The sequence below is a fragment of the Alkalibacter mobilis genome (assembly GCF_015594845.1).
Taxonomy (GTDB): domain Bacteria; phylum Bacillota; class Clostridia; order Eubacteriales; family Alkalibacteraceae; genus Alkalibacter; species Alkalibacter mobilis.
On the sequence record NZ_JADNRK010000001.1, the window covers coordinates 167,072 to 181,029 of the forward strand.

Consider the following 13,958-nt stretch of genomic DNA (forward strand, 5'->3'; position numbering starts at 1 on the left):
TTACTATAAAACATAAAACGATAATACGGAGGTAATATATGCTTAATCTGGTGGTCATTATGACCAGTATGGAACCTTTCCATTTATTTAAACAAGCACAAAGGGAACTGGAGGACCAGTTCCCTGGTTTCTTCAATATAAATCTATATAATACGACAGAGTTGGATGAGACCAACAGCAAATTCGAGTCCTGCCTGGAAGAAACTGATCGTGCAGATTTTGTATTTATAAAAATACATGGTTCTCTTTCTTTTTTCAAGAAATTCTTACCGTACTTTGACCGTATCAAAAACAATAAAAACATTTTTCTCCAAACGACTATTCAAGAAGAAATCAACGAAACCTTCCCGAAATGTAGGATAATGCCGGAAGAATTCAAAACCATATACACCTATTACAAATCCGGGGGATATGAAAATGTATTAAATCTGGTCAAATGGATCGGCAATCGCTTTGCAAAAATCGACATCCCATTTATTGAACCAGCCTACTCCAAATGGAGCGGACTTTACGATCCCGATAAAAAAATAGAAGATGAAGAATCATACTTGAACAATATAATAAATACGGAAAAGCCTGTAGTGGGAATTCTTACCAATATAAACATTTCTCCAAAAGAAGTCCGAGTCCCACAAATCGATGCTATCTTTCATAGTGTGAAGGAAAATGGTGGTATTCCCTTGTGCGTTTATTCTGATATGCTTCCGGATGAAGACATCGGAAGTGAAGGTGTCCGGGTCGCCTTAGAACGATATATGATGCGCAATGGAAAGCCGATCGTGCAATCCATAATCAATACAGCTGCTTTCAGCCTCAGCATCCTATCCGAACCTGGAGATGGAACAAAGCCAAAAGAAAACAGTATTTTTGAGTTTATTGGCGTACCTGTACTTCAAGCCATGTCAACCATGCAGTCTTTCGAAGAATGGAAAGACTCCGTGCAAGGATTGGACGGACTTTCTCTGAGTTGGAGTGTTTTCCAACCCGAATTCGATGGTCAAATCATAACTTATCCAATTGCTACTAAAGAACTTACAGATACGGAAACCGGTCCAAGAAAAATTGTAGCACCAATAGAAGAACGCGCCAATCAGGTGGCCAAACTCGCTGTCAACTATGGGAAACTAACCAAAAAACCAAATAAAAATAAGAAGATTGCCATTATTTTACACAACAATCCTCCAAGCAACAGCACGATCGGAGGTGCTGCCGGGTTGGATACACCCGCTTCCGTTTTCGACATGATAACTAATTTAGAAGATAATGGTTATTTCACTTCCTATTCTTTTACTGATGGAAAAGATATAATCGACCGAATCATTGAAGGTCTTACTAATGACAATCGGTGGTCCTCCCCTGAACAAATCCTTAAAAAAAGCGTCGATACAGTTACAAAAAACCAATATAACGAGTGGTTCGACTCCTTTATACCGCAAGTACAACAAAACCTAGTCAAATACTGGGGCGATCCTGTTGGTGATTTTATGTCTGTTGACAACCAGTTATTAATTCCAGGAATAATCAACGGAAATCTATTTATCGGCTTACAGCCTCCCAGGGCATTTGAAGAAAAAGCGGAGGAAATGTATCACAGTACGGACATCCCGTGCCCTCATCAATACTTGGGCTTTTATCGTTGGATCGAACGGGTCTTCAAGGCCGATGCAATCGTACATGTGGGTACACACGGCACACTTGAATGGCTTCCCGGCAAGGAAGTCGGCTTATCGAAGGACTGCTTCACTGATATATGCATGGGCACGATCCCCCACTTATATGCTTATATAATCAACGCTGCTGGAGAAGGCACCCAAGCCAAGCGACGTTCTTATGCCGGCTTAGTCGATCACATGATTCCCTCTATGGTTGAAAGTGGAGTCTATGACGAATTGGCGGAAATGGACGAGTTAATGAAACAATATTATCACGTACGCGCTTCAGATTCCCAAAAACTGCCGATAATCAGAAGCCAGATTTTAAATCTGGCTATAAGAATGAACATGCATCTGGATCTTGATTTATCGACTGATCAAATGGAAAAAGATGCGGACGAATGTGTCAAACAAATGCACTCCTGGGTTAGCAATATACAAGCATGCGAAATAAATGACGGCCTGCATATATTTGGTAAAGTTCCCGATGGAGATCGATTTCGCAACATGCTAAAGGCTCTAGTACGAAACAGAAATGGTGATATTCCTTCGCTACGTCAAGGGCTATGCCAAATTTTTGGTCTTGATTTGGAAGAGTTGTTGGAACATCCGGAGAAAGCCACTCCTGACGGAAAATCTAATGGAATTCTACTTGGAGAAGTAGATGCTGCAGGAAGAGAAATATTCATGGAATTGGATAAAGCGTCGTATGACCCAACTGCAATAAATGCAATTCTCAATCGATACAAAAATAATAACGATCCTTCAGCCTTACGCACTTGCCTGGAGTTTGTTTGTACTGAGTTGAAAGATAAAGTTCTAGGTATTTCTCAGGAAATAGATCATTTTATCAAGGGGATCAATGGAAAATTTGTTCCACCAGGGCAGGCTGGTGCCCCTACAAGGGGAAATGCACGTATTCTTCCAACAGGCAAAAATTTTTATACTGTAGATCCTGGAGCGATGCCCTCCCGTTCATCTTGGGAAATTGGAAAAGTCTTGGGAAATCAGTTGTTGGAGAGATATATAAAAGATGAAGGTCAATATCCTGAAAGTATTTCTATGCTAGTCTATGCAACTGACTCCATGCGAACTTATGGGGATGACATTGCAGAAACTTTGTATTTACTGGGGGTACGACCTGTTTGGCTGGGAAATACCGAACGCGTAATTGGCATAGAAACACTTTCTTTGGAAGAGCTGGGCAGACCCAGAATCGACGTTACTTTGAGAATCACCGGATTATTTAGAGATGCTTTCCCGAATTTAATTGAACGCGTGGAAGATGCCGTAAATCTTGTTGCAGCTTTAGACGAACCTGAAGATAAAAACTATATTAAAAAACACGTACACGAAGAAGTCGCAGAGCTTCTTTCACAAGGTATCGATTTAGATCTCGCCACGGAATGGTCAACTCTGCGTATCTTTGGAGATGCGCCTGGTGCATACGGAGCCGGTGTAGCCAATGTGATCACCAGCAAAAGGTGGAATGACGTTACTGATCTCGGTACTGTTTACACTACTTGGGGTTGCCATGCATATGGAAAGAAAGTGCATGGTGAAAAGCTTCCTCAAGTATTTTCCATGAGAATGAAAAAGGCAAATCTAGCTGTCAAAAATGAGCCTACCAGAGAATTCGACATGTTGGACGGCGATGACTTTTTCAATTACTTCGGTGGTATGGTTGCTGCGATCACAACTCATAGTGGGACACAAAAGCGCGCATATATCCCAAGCTCTTCTGATACGGATCACATAGAAACTCTATCTCTGCACGAGGAAGCATCTCGGGTAATGAGAGCGAAAGTATGCAACCCGAAATGGATCGATGGTTTGAAAAAGCATGGTTATAGAGGTGCCTCTCAAGTATCGGGAATGGTCAGTTTCGCATTTGGTTGGGATGCTACAACAGACGTAATCGATGATTGGATGTATGACAGCATCGCAGAAAAATATGCATTTCATAAAGAAAATTCCGATTGGATGCGAGAAGTCAATCCCTGGGCTTTGCACGGTATAGCTGAAAACTTATTGGAGGCGTCACAACGTGGTATGTGGAATACAACTCCAGAAAATGTCGAAAAACTAAAACAAATCTATATGGAAATGGAAGGAAATTTTGAAGAAATGGAATAATCATAAATGCAACATAGAAAGGAGAGAAAAAAATTGAATTCCAATTGCAATAAGTTCCCATTTTCAGCTATTGTCGGGCAAGAAAGCATTAAAAAGTCGTTGTTGTGGAATATTGTAAATCCTAAAATCGGTGGAGTTCTAATCAGCGGAGAAAAAGGAACAGCAAAGTCAACACTAGTTCGCAGTCTCTGTGATCTAATCTTTACAATGGAGTTGATTGAGATTCCATTGAATACGACTGAAGACCGTCTTATGGGTGGAATTCATTTAGAACGCACTCTAAAATACGGTAAACGAAGCTTTGAGCCTGGAATCCTGCAAAGAGCTAACAACAACATTTTATATGTCGATGAAGTAAATCTTCTAAGCGATCCCATTGTAAAAAACTTATTGGAAGCTGCTTCCTCGGGGCTAAACAAGGTTGAGCGGGAAGGACTGTCCTTGGTTCACGATTCTAAATTCATCTTAGTGGGCAGCATGAATCCTGAAGAAGGAGGTATTCGACCCCAATTTCTGGATCGCTTCGGTTTATTTGTTGAAGCAAACTCGGAAAACGACATCAGAAAAAGAACAGAAATCATAAAAAGACGAATTTATTACGAAAATAATCCGTATGAATTTTTTAAGTCTTATCAAAAACAAAACCAAACTATTAAGACGCACATCGCACAGGCTCAAAATGCACTTCGTCAGTTAGTTGTTACCGAACACGCCATGAAGATCGCATCTGCTATTGCAATGGAAGCAAATTGCGCCGGGCATAGAGCAGAACTTATTCTTATTGAGACCGCAAAAGCTATTGCCGCTTGGGACTTTCGAAAAACATTGAATATTTCAGACATTAAAGAAGCCGCAAAATTTGTTTTGCCTCATCGTACACGGCAGCGCCAGGATCCTCAGGCACCTAATATTCATCAAGATACTCATGACGATGACAACGTTCAGGCCTCACCGGACAGTCAAGAAAACAACTCACCGCCTGAAGAGTTACCGACTCAAGATTCCTCTATACCACAACAGGAAAATTCTTTAAACGATTCCGATGAAATTGAACCTGATAAAATTGAACCTGAGGAGAATCAATTTTCAAATGACAGCGATAAAACAGAAGAATCCGGGGAAATTTTCGATGTTGGTCGTTGGCTTTCAGAAAAAAAACGAAAAAGCATTCACAAAGGTAGCGGTAAAAGAAGCGTAGTAAAAACTGATGCTCAGCAAGGTCGCCATGTTCGCTCGCGAATCCCCGCAACGGGCAATGTATCCAATATAGCGATTGCAGCCACACTTCGGGCTGCCGCACCTTACCAACTTTTCAGAGAAAAAAACGATTTAGCCTTTTGCGTAAAAAAATCGGATATTCGTGTGAAAATCAGAGAAAAACGTACAGGCAACACCATACTTTTTGTTGTAGATGCCAGTGGCTCAATGGGAGCCGAAAATCGGATGAGATCCGTCAAAGGTGCTATTCTTTCTCTTTTGAATGATGCTTATCAAAAAAGGGATAGAGTAGGCTTGATAGCTTTCCGAAGAAATTCTGCAGAATTGCTTCTGGGAATTACCAGAAGCGTTGAACTTGCACAAAAGGAGCTGCAATCTCTGCCTACAGGTGGGCGAACGCCTCTTGATGCTGGTCTTGACCTAGCATACGAGATAATTAAATCTGCAAAAATCAAAGACAAGGACATCCTTCCCGTTATTGTTCTGGTCTCTGATGGAAAAGCAACTTATAGTGAAAAATCAAAAGATTCCTTTGAATCTGCAATCGATAGTGCTCGACGGATCGGGGCAGAAAAAATCAAAACTGTCATCATCGATGCTGACCAAGGTTTTATTAAATTACATTTTTTGGAAAAGCTTGCTGAAGCGATGAATGCTGATTTATTAGAAATAAATGATTTACATTCTAAAACATTAACAGCAGCAGTAAAAATGTCTCTCTAAAAAAAGTCAAAATGGAGGAATTTACGTGATCATTTTAAAAAATTTGACAAAAACATACGGCTCTATCAATGCTATCGACCAGTTGAACCTTAGAATCCATAAGGGTGAATTTTTTGGATTGTTGGGCCCCAATGGTGCCGGTAAGACAACATTGATCCGGATGTTGAGTACTTTAACCCCTTCAACTTTAGGCAGTATTTCAATCGATGGAGTACTCATGGATAGAGATAAGTCTCGTGTCAAATCAAAAATTGGAATTGTGTCTCAGCACACCAATTTAGAATCAGAACTTACAGCTAAACAAAATTTAGAACTTCATGGAAAGCTTTTTAGAATGCCTAAAGATGTGCTCACTAAACGAATAGATGAATCGCTTGAATTTACCAATTTAAGCAATAGAAAAAATGACATTATCCGGCATTTTTCAGGTGGAATGAAAAGAAAACTTATGATTGCAAGGGCCCTATTGCACAGTCCGGAGGTCTTATTGATGGACGAACCTACAATTGGGTTAGACGTGACCGCAAGACGAAAATTATGGGATTTGATGAAAAGATTGAACAAAGAAGGGATGACCGTAATTTTAACAACTCATTATGTTGAAGAAGCAGAAGCTCTTTGTTCAAGAGTGGGTTTTCTTAACTTTGGCAAAATCATTGCTTTGGATACACCGACTAACCTTATTCGAGCTTCCGGCGAATTTGCATTGGAATGCTTTGATGAACGGGTGAATGAAACAAAAAACATGTTTTTCAGTGATCGAGAAACTGCCTTGGAAAAAGCCAAAAGCCTTTCAACCAGCGTGAACATCCGTCCCACAAACTTGGAGGATACGTTTGTACTACTAACTAATCGAAAGGTAGGAGAAAATCATGAATGTTTTAACCATTCTCTGGCATGAACAAAAAATCTTCAAACAAAAGTTTTGGACTATCACCAGCAGTTCAATGATTTCTCCTCTTCTATACCTTATTGCTTTCGGGTGGGGTCTTGGAAGTGAAGTCATCATCTCCGGTACCAGTTATATGAATTTTGTAATGCCGGGCATCGTAGCAATGACTACCATGACTGTAAGCTTTGGAACCGTCGCAAACAGCCTAAACATTTCCAGGACTTATGACAAGACATTCGAGGAGTTCATGACATCACCTATTCGCATATGGGAATATGCAATTGGAAAAATTACAGCAGGCGCTCTGCGTGGTATGTACTCCGCAGTATTAATAATTATAATCGCCCTCTTTTTTAAGGCAAATATAATCGTAACAGGGTTCTTTGTGTTAGTGGCATTTCTAAATGCACTGGTCTTTTCTTCCTTGGGATTTGTTGTTGGAATGGTCATTGACTCTCATTTGGAAATGAGCAAATTTACTAGCTTTATCATTACTCCTATGGCCTTTTTGAGCGGAACCTTTTTCCCCATCGAAAAAATGCCTTTTATCCTAAATGAACTGATACGAATTTTACCACTTACCCAATCGACTATTGGAATGAGGACCGGTACCCCATTATCACAAAATGCATGGATATCTCCCTCAATTTTGATCACATATTTCCTTCTATTCCTGTTTTTAAGTATTCGATTATGCAAAAGAGCAGAATGATAAATAACCAAAATAAAGAAATGAGGTAAAAAAATGTCAATAGAACGAAACATCTATCCTTTCACGGCAATTGTGGGGCAAAACAAAATGAAAACAGCCTTAATTTTAAATATCATCAATCCATCCCTGGGAGGTGTTTTGATTAGAGGAGAAAAAGGAACTGCAAAATCAACCGCTGTCAGATCTTTAGCAGATCTCTTGTCCAAACGGGCTCAAGTTAAGGACTGCCCTTTTTCATGCAATCCGTATGATTTGGATCATGCCTGCCTAAGATGTTCTGAACTGATGAAAAACGAAAAAAAGCTGGATACTATAAATACCAAAATGCGTGTCATTGAATTGCCCATCAGTGCAACAGAAGATCGTGTCGTTGGGACAATGGATATTGAACACGCCATTCAAAAGGGAGAAAAGAAATTTGAAACCGGTATTTTAGCACAGGCAAACAGAAATATTTTATATGTGGATGAAGTGAACCTTTTGGATGACCACGTGGTAGATATACTGTTAGATTCAGCCGCAATGGGAGTCAACACTATAGAACGGGAAGGAATTTCTTATACTCATCCGGCAAAATTTACTTTGATTGGGACAATGAATCCTGAAGAAGGTGATCTACGTCCACAACTACTAGATCGATTTGGTTTAGTTGTTGACGTTACAGGGGTCACAGATACTTCCAAACGTGTCGAACTGATCAGGAGAAGGATCGAGTTTGAAAAGAATCCGTCAAACTTTTTAAATGATTATACATTTTCCCAAGAACAATTGGCTCACAAGATTCAAGAAGCCATAGCCCTTCTTCCCGAAGTAACTTTCAGCGATGAACTACTGGAAATGGCTGCTAAAATCGCCGTTTCTCTTGGCGTAGATGGTCACAGAGCCGACATAGTCATGATTAAAACTGCCATAACCATAGCAGCCTACAACGGAAAAAATTCCGTCTCTGAAAAAGAATTGGAAGAAGCTGCTTCATTTACCCTGCCTCATCGAATGAGAAAAATGCCCTTTGACGATTCTTCGATCGACTCGCAATTTATTTTGGAAAAAATCCAAGAAGCCATTCGCTAAAAGTGGCGCAAAGGAGTACTATGAATAAAGTTTTTATTGTCCTTTGGACAACTAGTGAATGTAATTTATCGTGCAAATACTGTTATGCTACGCAAGTTCAAGAAAAAACACATATGGATTTTGAAACTGCAAAAAAAATAATAGACTATTTTAAAAATAGTAATATGAAAATTCAATTTACAGGTGGAGAACCACTACTCAACTTTGATTTGATTAAACAAGTGTATTCTTATATACAAGAAAAAAAATACAAGGCCTCTTTCCAAATGCAGACCAATGCGACTTTGATTGATAACCTTATGGCCCGAGAACTAAAGCAAATGAATATTTCAATAGGAGTAAGTATGGATGGCCCACCTGAAATAAATGAGGTTTTGCGCGGAAAAACAAACCACTTAATAAAAGGAATGCACCACCTTGCCCAAGCAGGAATAACCGTCAATTTGAACAGTGTAGTGACATCAATCAATGTATCTCGCCTTTCCGAGTTAGCCGATGTAGCTTTATACTTTGGTAACGTTGCAGGAGTCGGATTAGATTTGCTGCGCCATACCGGCAGAGCAAAAGATAGTGATTCAACAGTTAAAGACGTTACCGAACGGCAGTTAACAGAGGGTCTTGTAGCATTACATGAGCGGTGCGAAATATTATACAAATATTCGGGTAAAAAATTATATATTCGATCCATTCAAGAGGCCAAAAAACGTCTGACATCAAATGCCTGTGTTTACAAAAAAGCATACTGCTATGCTTCTACTGGACAATCTTATGTTGTTTTGCCAAATGGCAAAATATATCCCTGCGGCTCTTTAACTGATCACCCAGAGTATTATATAGGCAACTTAAACATTGACGAAAATATAAAACAAATTTCTTTGCCGAGTCCGACAGCAAATGAATGTGAAAAATGTAAGTATAACTATTTTTGTACAGGAACTTGTCCTTCAAGATCCATAATTAATGGTAGTTTCCGCTTAGAAAATTCACTAGACTGCGCATTGAAAAAAATATCTTTTAAAATAGCTGAAAAGTTGATCTCCAGTTAGATAGTGTTGAGACTTTTACGTGCATATTGCTAAATTGAAAATGGCATCATGAATTTTAAATTACTTTAGTCTCCCATTTACAATGGGATGATCAAAACAGAGCCTGAGGGGGACAAAGTGTCAGCTCCAGGCTCCTATTTATATCATTGATAAATTTATTTTTTTATAGGACCGATTTTCCCTTTGCGATAGGCATTGGAATATTTTCTGCATAATTTGTCATTTCCCATCAAGGCTTCAGTTGCATAAATGGCTCCCATCAAATCTCTGCTTAACGGATCCAATACTGCAGAATCCATTCCTACGAACATGGAAAGAGTCATGAAATTTTGATTCATCAACTTTCTTACGGGCATACCAAAGGAAATATTACTTAGGCCTGATGTTATATGAATTTCCGGATATACTTCCCTGATTGCTTCGATCTCTCTTTTAAAATTCAGAAAACTAAGATTATCGGTAGACAAAGCCATAATACACGGATCTATGTGGATCCTGTCAGGAGTCAATCCGTATTTCTTCGATTCTTCAACCATCATTTTTGTCAATTCCAGCTTTTTTTCCACAGTATTGGGTATGCCTTGATTGTCACAAGTCATTATTACCAATTCCCATTTTGGATCCGCTTCCTTAAAGAGTGGAAGCAAAACTTCCATCTTGTTCCCCTCTCCGGACATGGAATTTACCAATCCAGGTTTATTGCACCTGGGAAAAACGGCCTTTAGTATCTCAGGATCCGGGCTATCGATGCACAGTGGCGTTTCCACTGCTTCCTGCACAATGTCTATCATCCAATTAAGGGTCCTCAATTCAACATCAGGAGCCGTTCCTGCACAAACATCTATGAAATTGGCTCCCGCCTCTGCCTGTGCTATGGCTTTCTCTCTTATAAAATTTTCATCTTTTGATTCTATTGCCGATTTTACGGAAGGAATGGCTCCGTTCAGTTTTTCTCCGATTATGATCATCTAAATCCTCCTTGTTTTACTTTATATTCGTTGCATTGGTTTCAACTTGCTATTTTTTCGCTCAGGTTCTTCTCTTTTGATTTTTTAAGATATCTCATGGTCAAAACGCTGAAACCTATTGCAGCAAGAGCGCTTGCAGTCAATATTCCAAAGATTATCGTATATCCATCATTGGCATATTTGTCTATGTAACTTCCAAAAAGTTGGTGCATAAAGCTTTCCGGCAAAAATCCTATTACTGACAAAAGTCCGGTAGCGGCACCAAATATATGTGCTGGCACGTGTGTTTCAGTTAATACCGACGAAGCTATGCCATAACCGCCATTTGCAACAAATCCCAAAAGGATTATTATTACAACCGCTGAAGTAAGGAAACCGGCAGCTGTCGGCAACCACAACAGTGCTCCGCAGCATATTCCCGCTGCAATCATGGAGTATGCAATTATCCTCGAAGGTGATCCGGTCTTCTTTGCAATGCCGCCCAGTATGGGTGCGGATATCAACGCTATACCGTAGTAACGGATCATTCCTACTATTCCTGTAACTGTCAGTGATGCAGAAAATACATCCGTTAAATATGGAGTTGTGTAGTTCATCCCCATATAGACGATCATCACGAAAAACAATATCGAGCTTGACATCCAGACTCCCGGATGCTTCATCGCTTCCTTCAATTCGTTGACATTGAATTTTTTATCGGGATCAGTAATTATTTCATCTTTAAATTTCGGGATAGCAAAGTATGCCAAGACACCAAGAGCAAGAATAACGCTTCCTAAAAACATCAAAGCGTACTGCACGCCTTTTACATAGTCAGGAGTCATTCTAAAAATCAAAAGGGCCACCGCATTGATAGACAATCCACCAAGCCCATATAATGCATAGCTAAAACCCACTACAGCCGGATAATTCTCTTCAGAATCCGCAAACCTCAGCAGTTTGTACCGGCACCCCCACCAGATCAGGATAGTAGTCACTGCAAACAGTGCAAAAATCAATACCAGCGTCGAATAGGAAGGCATGGATGAGTACCAGAACACCAGTACAGCCGTGCTTGCAAATCCCACCCAGCACATGGTCCTGAGCCGTAATTTATCCGCAACGATCCCACAAGGTATATACAGTATGGTAGCCATTATTCCATACATTCCCGATAAAAATCCAAGTTGAGCATTGGTTATGTCAAGGCCTACCAATAGAGGTTCGTAGAACACATTTTTCATATATATGGGTACATAAATTATTCCGCTTCCACACCCTGAAAGAAATATCAGCAACAACCGATGCCATTTACTAAGGTCTTTATACGTTATTTCGTTCTTATTCATATAAATTCTCCTTTGCGGTTTGATCCCCGGGGCAGTCAACATGCCCCAGGGAGTTTTGAGATTTTAGTATTGATACTTCTTGGGGAGGTGTGCGTTAAGAATATCTTTTTGTTTCTTGGTCACATCTGGAAGCTGATAGCTGGCTATACGCTCATCGTAAACAGCTTTTGCCCTTGTCAATATGTCTCCGGCTGCGGCACGGCCCTGTTCATTGCAAGTACCTCGATTGAAAACGGGAGAAGTAAGATAAGTCTCTTCTCTGTAGTCTTTAGGAGTCCTTCCCTGAAGGAAATTACCTCTAGGTCCCACTTTTTTCAACAGGTCTATGCTTGCCTTTTCTTCAGAAATCATGACTCCCTGTCTCAATCTCTTCATGTATCTCAGCATTTCTTCATCCATCATAAATTTGGGGAAGCTAAGAAGATTGAAGTTCGACAAGTCTCCTGAGGCATGGGGCAAAATACATCCGTTTGTCAATGTTATGGTCAGGGCTCCCAAGGTGCTCTCTACTCCAGCCTGGTAATCATAGGTAAATCCATCAGCCAGTGCTCCACCGCATCTTATCGGGATCTGATAATAATCTCCCATGGCTATATGTCCAAGACACATCATCAGAAACTCAGGTGCTCCAGTCATCAATCTTACTTCACGCATGTCTGTAATGGACGAGAACGGACTAAATATTATGGGCAATCCGGGTTCTTTCAATTGTATTAGAACACCTACTGCCAGCATGTTGGCAAAGTCTGCAACTATGGATCCCATGAGTGAAGGCGGCGCAGTCATATTTGTCATTGAACATGTCGTGATCGTAATAGGTTGCTTTTCTTCTGCAAATGCCATGTAGTGTTCTATTGCATCTCCTCCTACTGTAAGCGGAGGCAATACACACATTCCACTATAGCAAACATAGTCGTCGAAATTGTCCATATATTTCTTGATCAATTGTATGCATTCGCGAGCGCCTTCCTTGGCACTTCCTCTTTTGTAGTTGTGCGGTGTTACACCCAGTATGTTATATACAGGCTTTTTGGAATACTTTGCCAGCATGGCCATTTGTGCCAAAGCCGACTCTGTAGGGCTGTCTTCAAATCCTGGAATGTCTGCCGAAACCATGCTGGAAATTCCATATACGTCACTTGTGTTTATGATTTTATAGAAATTTTCCAAATCATCGGAGTTTACTCCCCTGTATGTACCGTCCCAGTCTTCAAGGTAAGGACATCCGTTTGTTGGAGCAACAACGAGATCTTTTCCAATTCCTATCTCCAGTTTGTTTTCCAACCCTACAAGTTCAAAAGATTTTGGAACCGTAGACAAGGCTTTGTCCAGCAACTCTTTTGAAATGAAAACCAGATCCCCTTCAACTCTGGCACCGTGTTTCCTAAAAATATCCAGTGCTTCTTCATCTTCGATCTTGATCCCAATTTCTTCAAATACCCTTAAAACGCTTTCGTGTATCAATTCAATGTCATCTTTTGAGTAAAACGTCGTAAACATATTGCCTTTTAACATTTCTCTTCCCCCTTGAATTTTATTATACGGTCCAGCTTTGAATTATTTTTACTCCTTCAGCAGCGTTTGTAGTAAATGCGTCAGCACCTATGTGTTCGCAAGCTTCTTTAGTTACAGGATTACCTCCTATGATCACTTTCACATCATCCCTGAGCCCTGCTTCCTTGAACTGTTCTACTGTGTCTTTCATGGATTCCAGTGCTAGAGTCAACACCCCGCTCATTCCAACTATCTGGGCATTGACTTCCTTGACTTTATCTATAAATGCTTGTGTTGGAGTATCTATGCCTAAATCGTAAACCTCAAATCCTGCGGCTTCAGCCATGCTCTTGAATATGTTCTTTCCTATGTCGTGCAAATCTCCATGCACCGTACCGATCACCATGCTGCCTGCTTTTTTTGTTTCTCCCGAACCCAACACCGGCTTTAAAATATCTATGGCTTCTGTTAAAAGCTCTCCTGCAAAAATCAAATCTCCTACAAAATAATCTCCCGTTTCAAATAATTCCCCAACGCTGGCCATTCCTTTTTGACATGCCGCCACCGCTTCTCCCGCTTCCGCTTCGCTTGGATTTCCTGCAACAAATTCCTTTAGTATTTCGATTACCCTTTCCTCTTCCAATTCTCCTACTGCTTGTGTTAATTTTGTCCAATCCGCCATCTACTTTTACCTTCTTTCTTTTTTTTATGATTTCTT

10 protein-coding genes are annotated in these 13,958 nt (G+C 40.2%); 6 read left to right on the plus strand and 4 right to left on the minus strand.

Annotated elements, in window-relative coordinates; genetic code table 11:
* Positions 1-38: 38 nt before the first annotated feature.
* From cobN to IWB18_RS00775, 6 genes are read left to right on the plus strand one after another with little or no spacing between them, the layout of a single operon-like run.
* Complete coding sequence (gene cobN, locus IWB18_RS00750) at positions 39-3,788, plus strand: cobaltochelatase subunit CobN (protein ID WP_195681666.1); 3,750 nt, start codon at positions 39-41, stop codon at positions 3,786-3,788.
* 6 nt (positions 3,789-3,794) lie between these two features.
* On the plus strand, positions 3,795-5,729 hold the full coding sequence (locus IWB18_RS00755; protein WP_195681667.1) for a VWA domain-containing protein: 1,935 nt from the start codon (positions 3,795-3,797) through the stop codon (positions 5,727-5,729).
* Positions 5,730-5,754: 25 nt separating this feature from the next.
* Positions 5,755-6,630 carry an ABC transporter ATP-binding protein gene (locus IWB18_RS00760; RefSeq protein WP_195681668.1) on the plus strand — a complete coding sequence of 292 codons (876 nt, stop codon included), beginning with the start codon at positions 5,755-5,757 and terminating at the stop codon, positions 6,628-6,630.
* A complete protein-coding gene (locus IWB18_RS00765) occupies positions 6,602-7,333 on the plus strand; it encodes an ABC transporter permease (RefSeq protein WP_195681669.1) in 732 nt (243 codons plus the stop codon). The genes IWB18_RS00760 and IWB18_RS00765 overlap by 29 nt, the downstream gene beginning before the upstream one ends.
* A gap of 33 nt (positions 7,334-7,366) precedes the next feature.
* The gene (locus IWB18_RS00770; RefSeq protein ID WP_195681670.1) at positions 7,367-8,404 is read left to right on the plus strand and encodes an ATP-binding protein; all 1,038 of its coding nucleotides are present in this window, start codon (positions 7,367-7,369) and stop codon (positions 8,402-8,404) included.
* Between the two features lie 20 nt (positions 8,405-8,424).
* Positions 8,425-9,450 (plus strand): radical SAM/SPASM domain-containing protein, encoded by a 1,026-nt coding sequence (locus IWB18_RS00775; RefSeq protein WP_195681671.1) that lies wholly within the window; start codon positions 8,425-8,427, stop codon positions 9,448-9,450.
* 155 nt (positions 9,451-9,605) lie between these two features.
* Here the strand turns inward: IWB18_RS00775 and IWB18_RS00780 are convergent, their stop codons facing one another.
* The 4 genes from IWB18_RS00780 to IWB18_RS00795 all read right to left on the minus strand — a co-directional run bounded on the left by IWB18_RS00780 (position 9,606) and on the right by IWB18_RS00795 (position 13,922).
* Positions 9,606-10,418 (minus strand): methyltetrahydrofolate cobalamin methyltransferase, encoded by an 813-nt coding sequence (locus IWB18_RS00780; RefSeq protein WP_195681672.1) that lies wholly within the window; start codon positions 10,416-10,418, stop codon positions 9,606-9,608.
* Positions 10,419-10,459: 41 nt separating this feature from the next.
* The gene (locus tag IWB18_RS00785; RefSeq protein ID WP_225877716.1) at positions 10,460-11,746 is read right to left on the minus strand and encodes an MFS transporter; all 1,287 of its coding nucleotides are present in this window, start codon (positions 11,744-11,746) and stop codon (positions 10,460-10,462) included.
* 63 nt (positions 11,747-11,809) lie between these two features.
* Positions 11,810-13,261, minus strand: a complete 1,452-nt coding sequence (locus IWB18_RS00790; protein WP_195681674.1) for a trimethylamine methyltransferase family protein — start codon at positions 13,259-13,261, stop codon at positions 11,810-11,812.
* Between the two features lie 22 nt (positions 13,262-13,283).
* Positions 13,284-13,922, minus strand: coding sequence for a cobalamin B12-binding domain-containing protein (locus IWB18_RS00795; protein ID WP_195681675.1), 639 nt, complete (start codon positions 13,920-13,922; stop codon positions 13,284-13,286).
* Between the last annotated feature and the right edge of the window lie 36 nt (positions 13,923-13,958).

Bases quoted from the DNA above. Each gene is read 5' to 3' on its own strand.
- IWB18_RS00755 (WP_195681667.1), top strand. From the start codon at position 3,795: ATGCAACATAGAAAGGAGAGAAAAAAATTGAATTCCAATTGCAATAAG.
- IWB18_RS00775 (WP_195681671.1), top strand. From the start codon at position 8,425: ATGAATAAAGTTTTTATTGTCCTTTGGACAACTAGTGAATGTAATTTA.
- IWB18_RS00765 (WP_195681669.1), top strand. From the start codon at position 6,602: ATGAATGTTTTAACCATTCTCTGGCATGAACAAAAAATCTTCAAACAA.
- IWB18_RS00790 (WP_195681674.1), bottom strand. From the start codon at position 13,261: ATGTTAAAAGGCAATATGTTTACGACGTTTTACTCAAAAGATGACATT.
- IWB18_RS00795 (WP_195681675.1), bottom strand. From the start codon at position 13,922: ATGGCGGATTGGACAAAATTAACACAAGCAGTAGGAGAATTGGAAGAG.
- IWB18_RS00770 (WP_195681670.1), top strand. From the start codon at position 7,367: ATGTCAATAGAACGAAACATCTATCCTTTCACGGCAATTGTGGGGCAA.
- IWB18_RS00785 (WP_225877716.1), bottom strand. From the start codon at position 11,746: ATGAATAAGAACGAAATAACGTATAAAGACCTTAGTAAATGGCATCGG.
- cobN (WP_195681666.1), top strand. From the start codon at position 39: ATGCTTAATCTGGTGGTCATTATGACCAGTATGGAACCTTTCCATTTA.
- IWB18_RS00780 (WP_195681672.1), bottom strand. From the start codon at position 10,418: ATGATCATAATCGGAGAAAAACTGAACGGAGCCATTCCTTCCGTAAAA.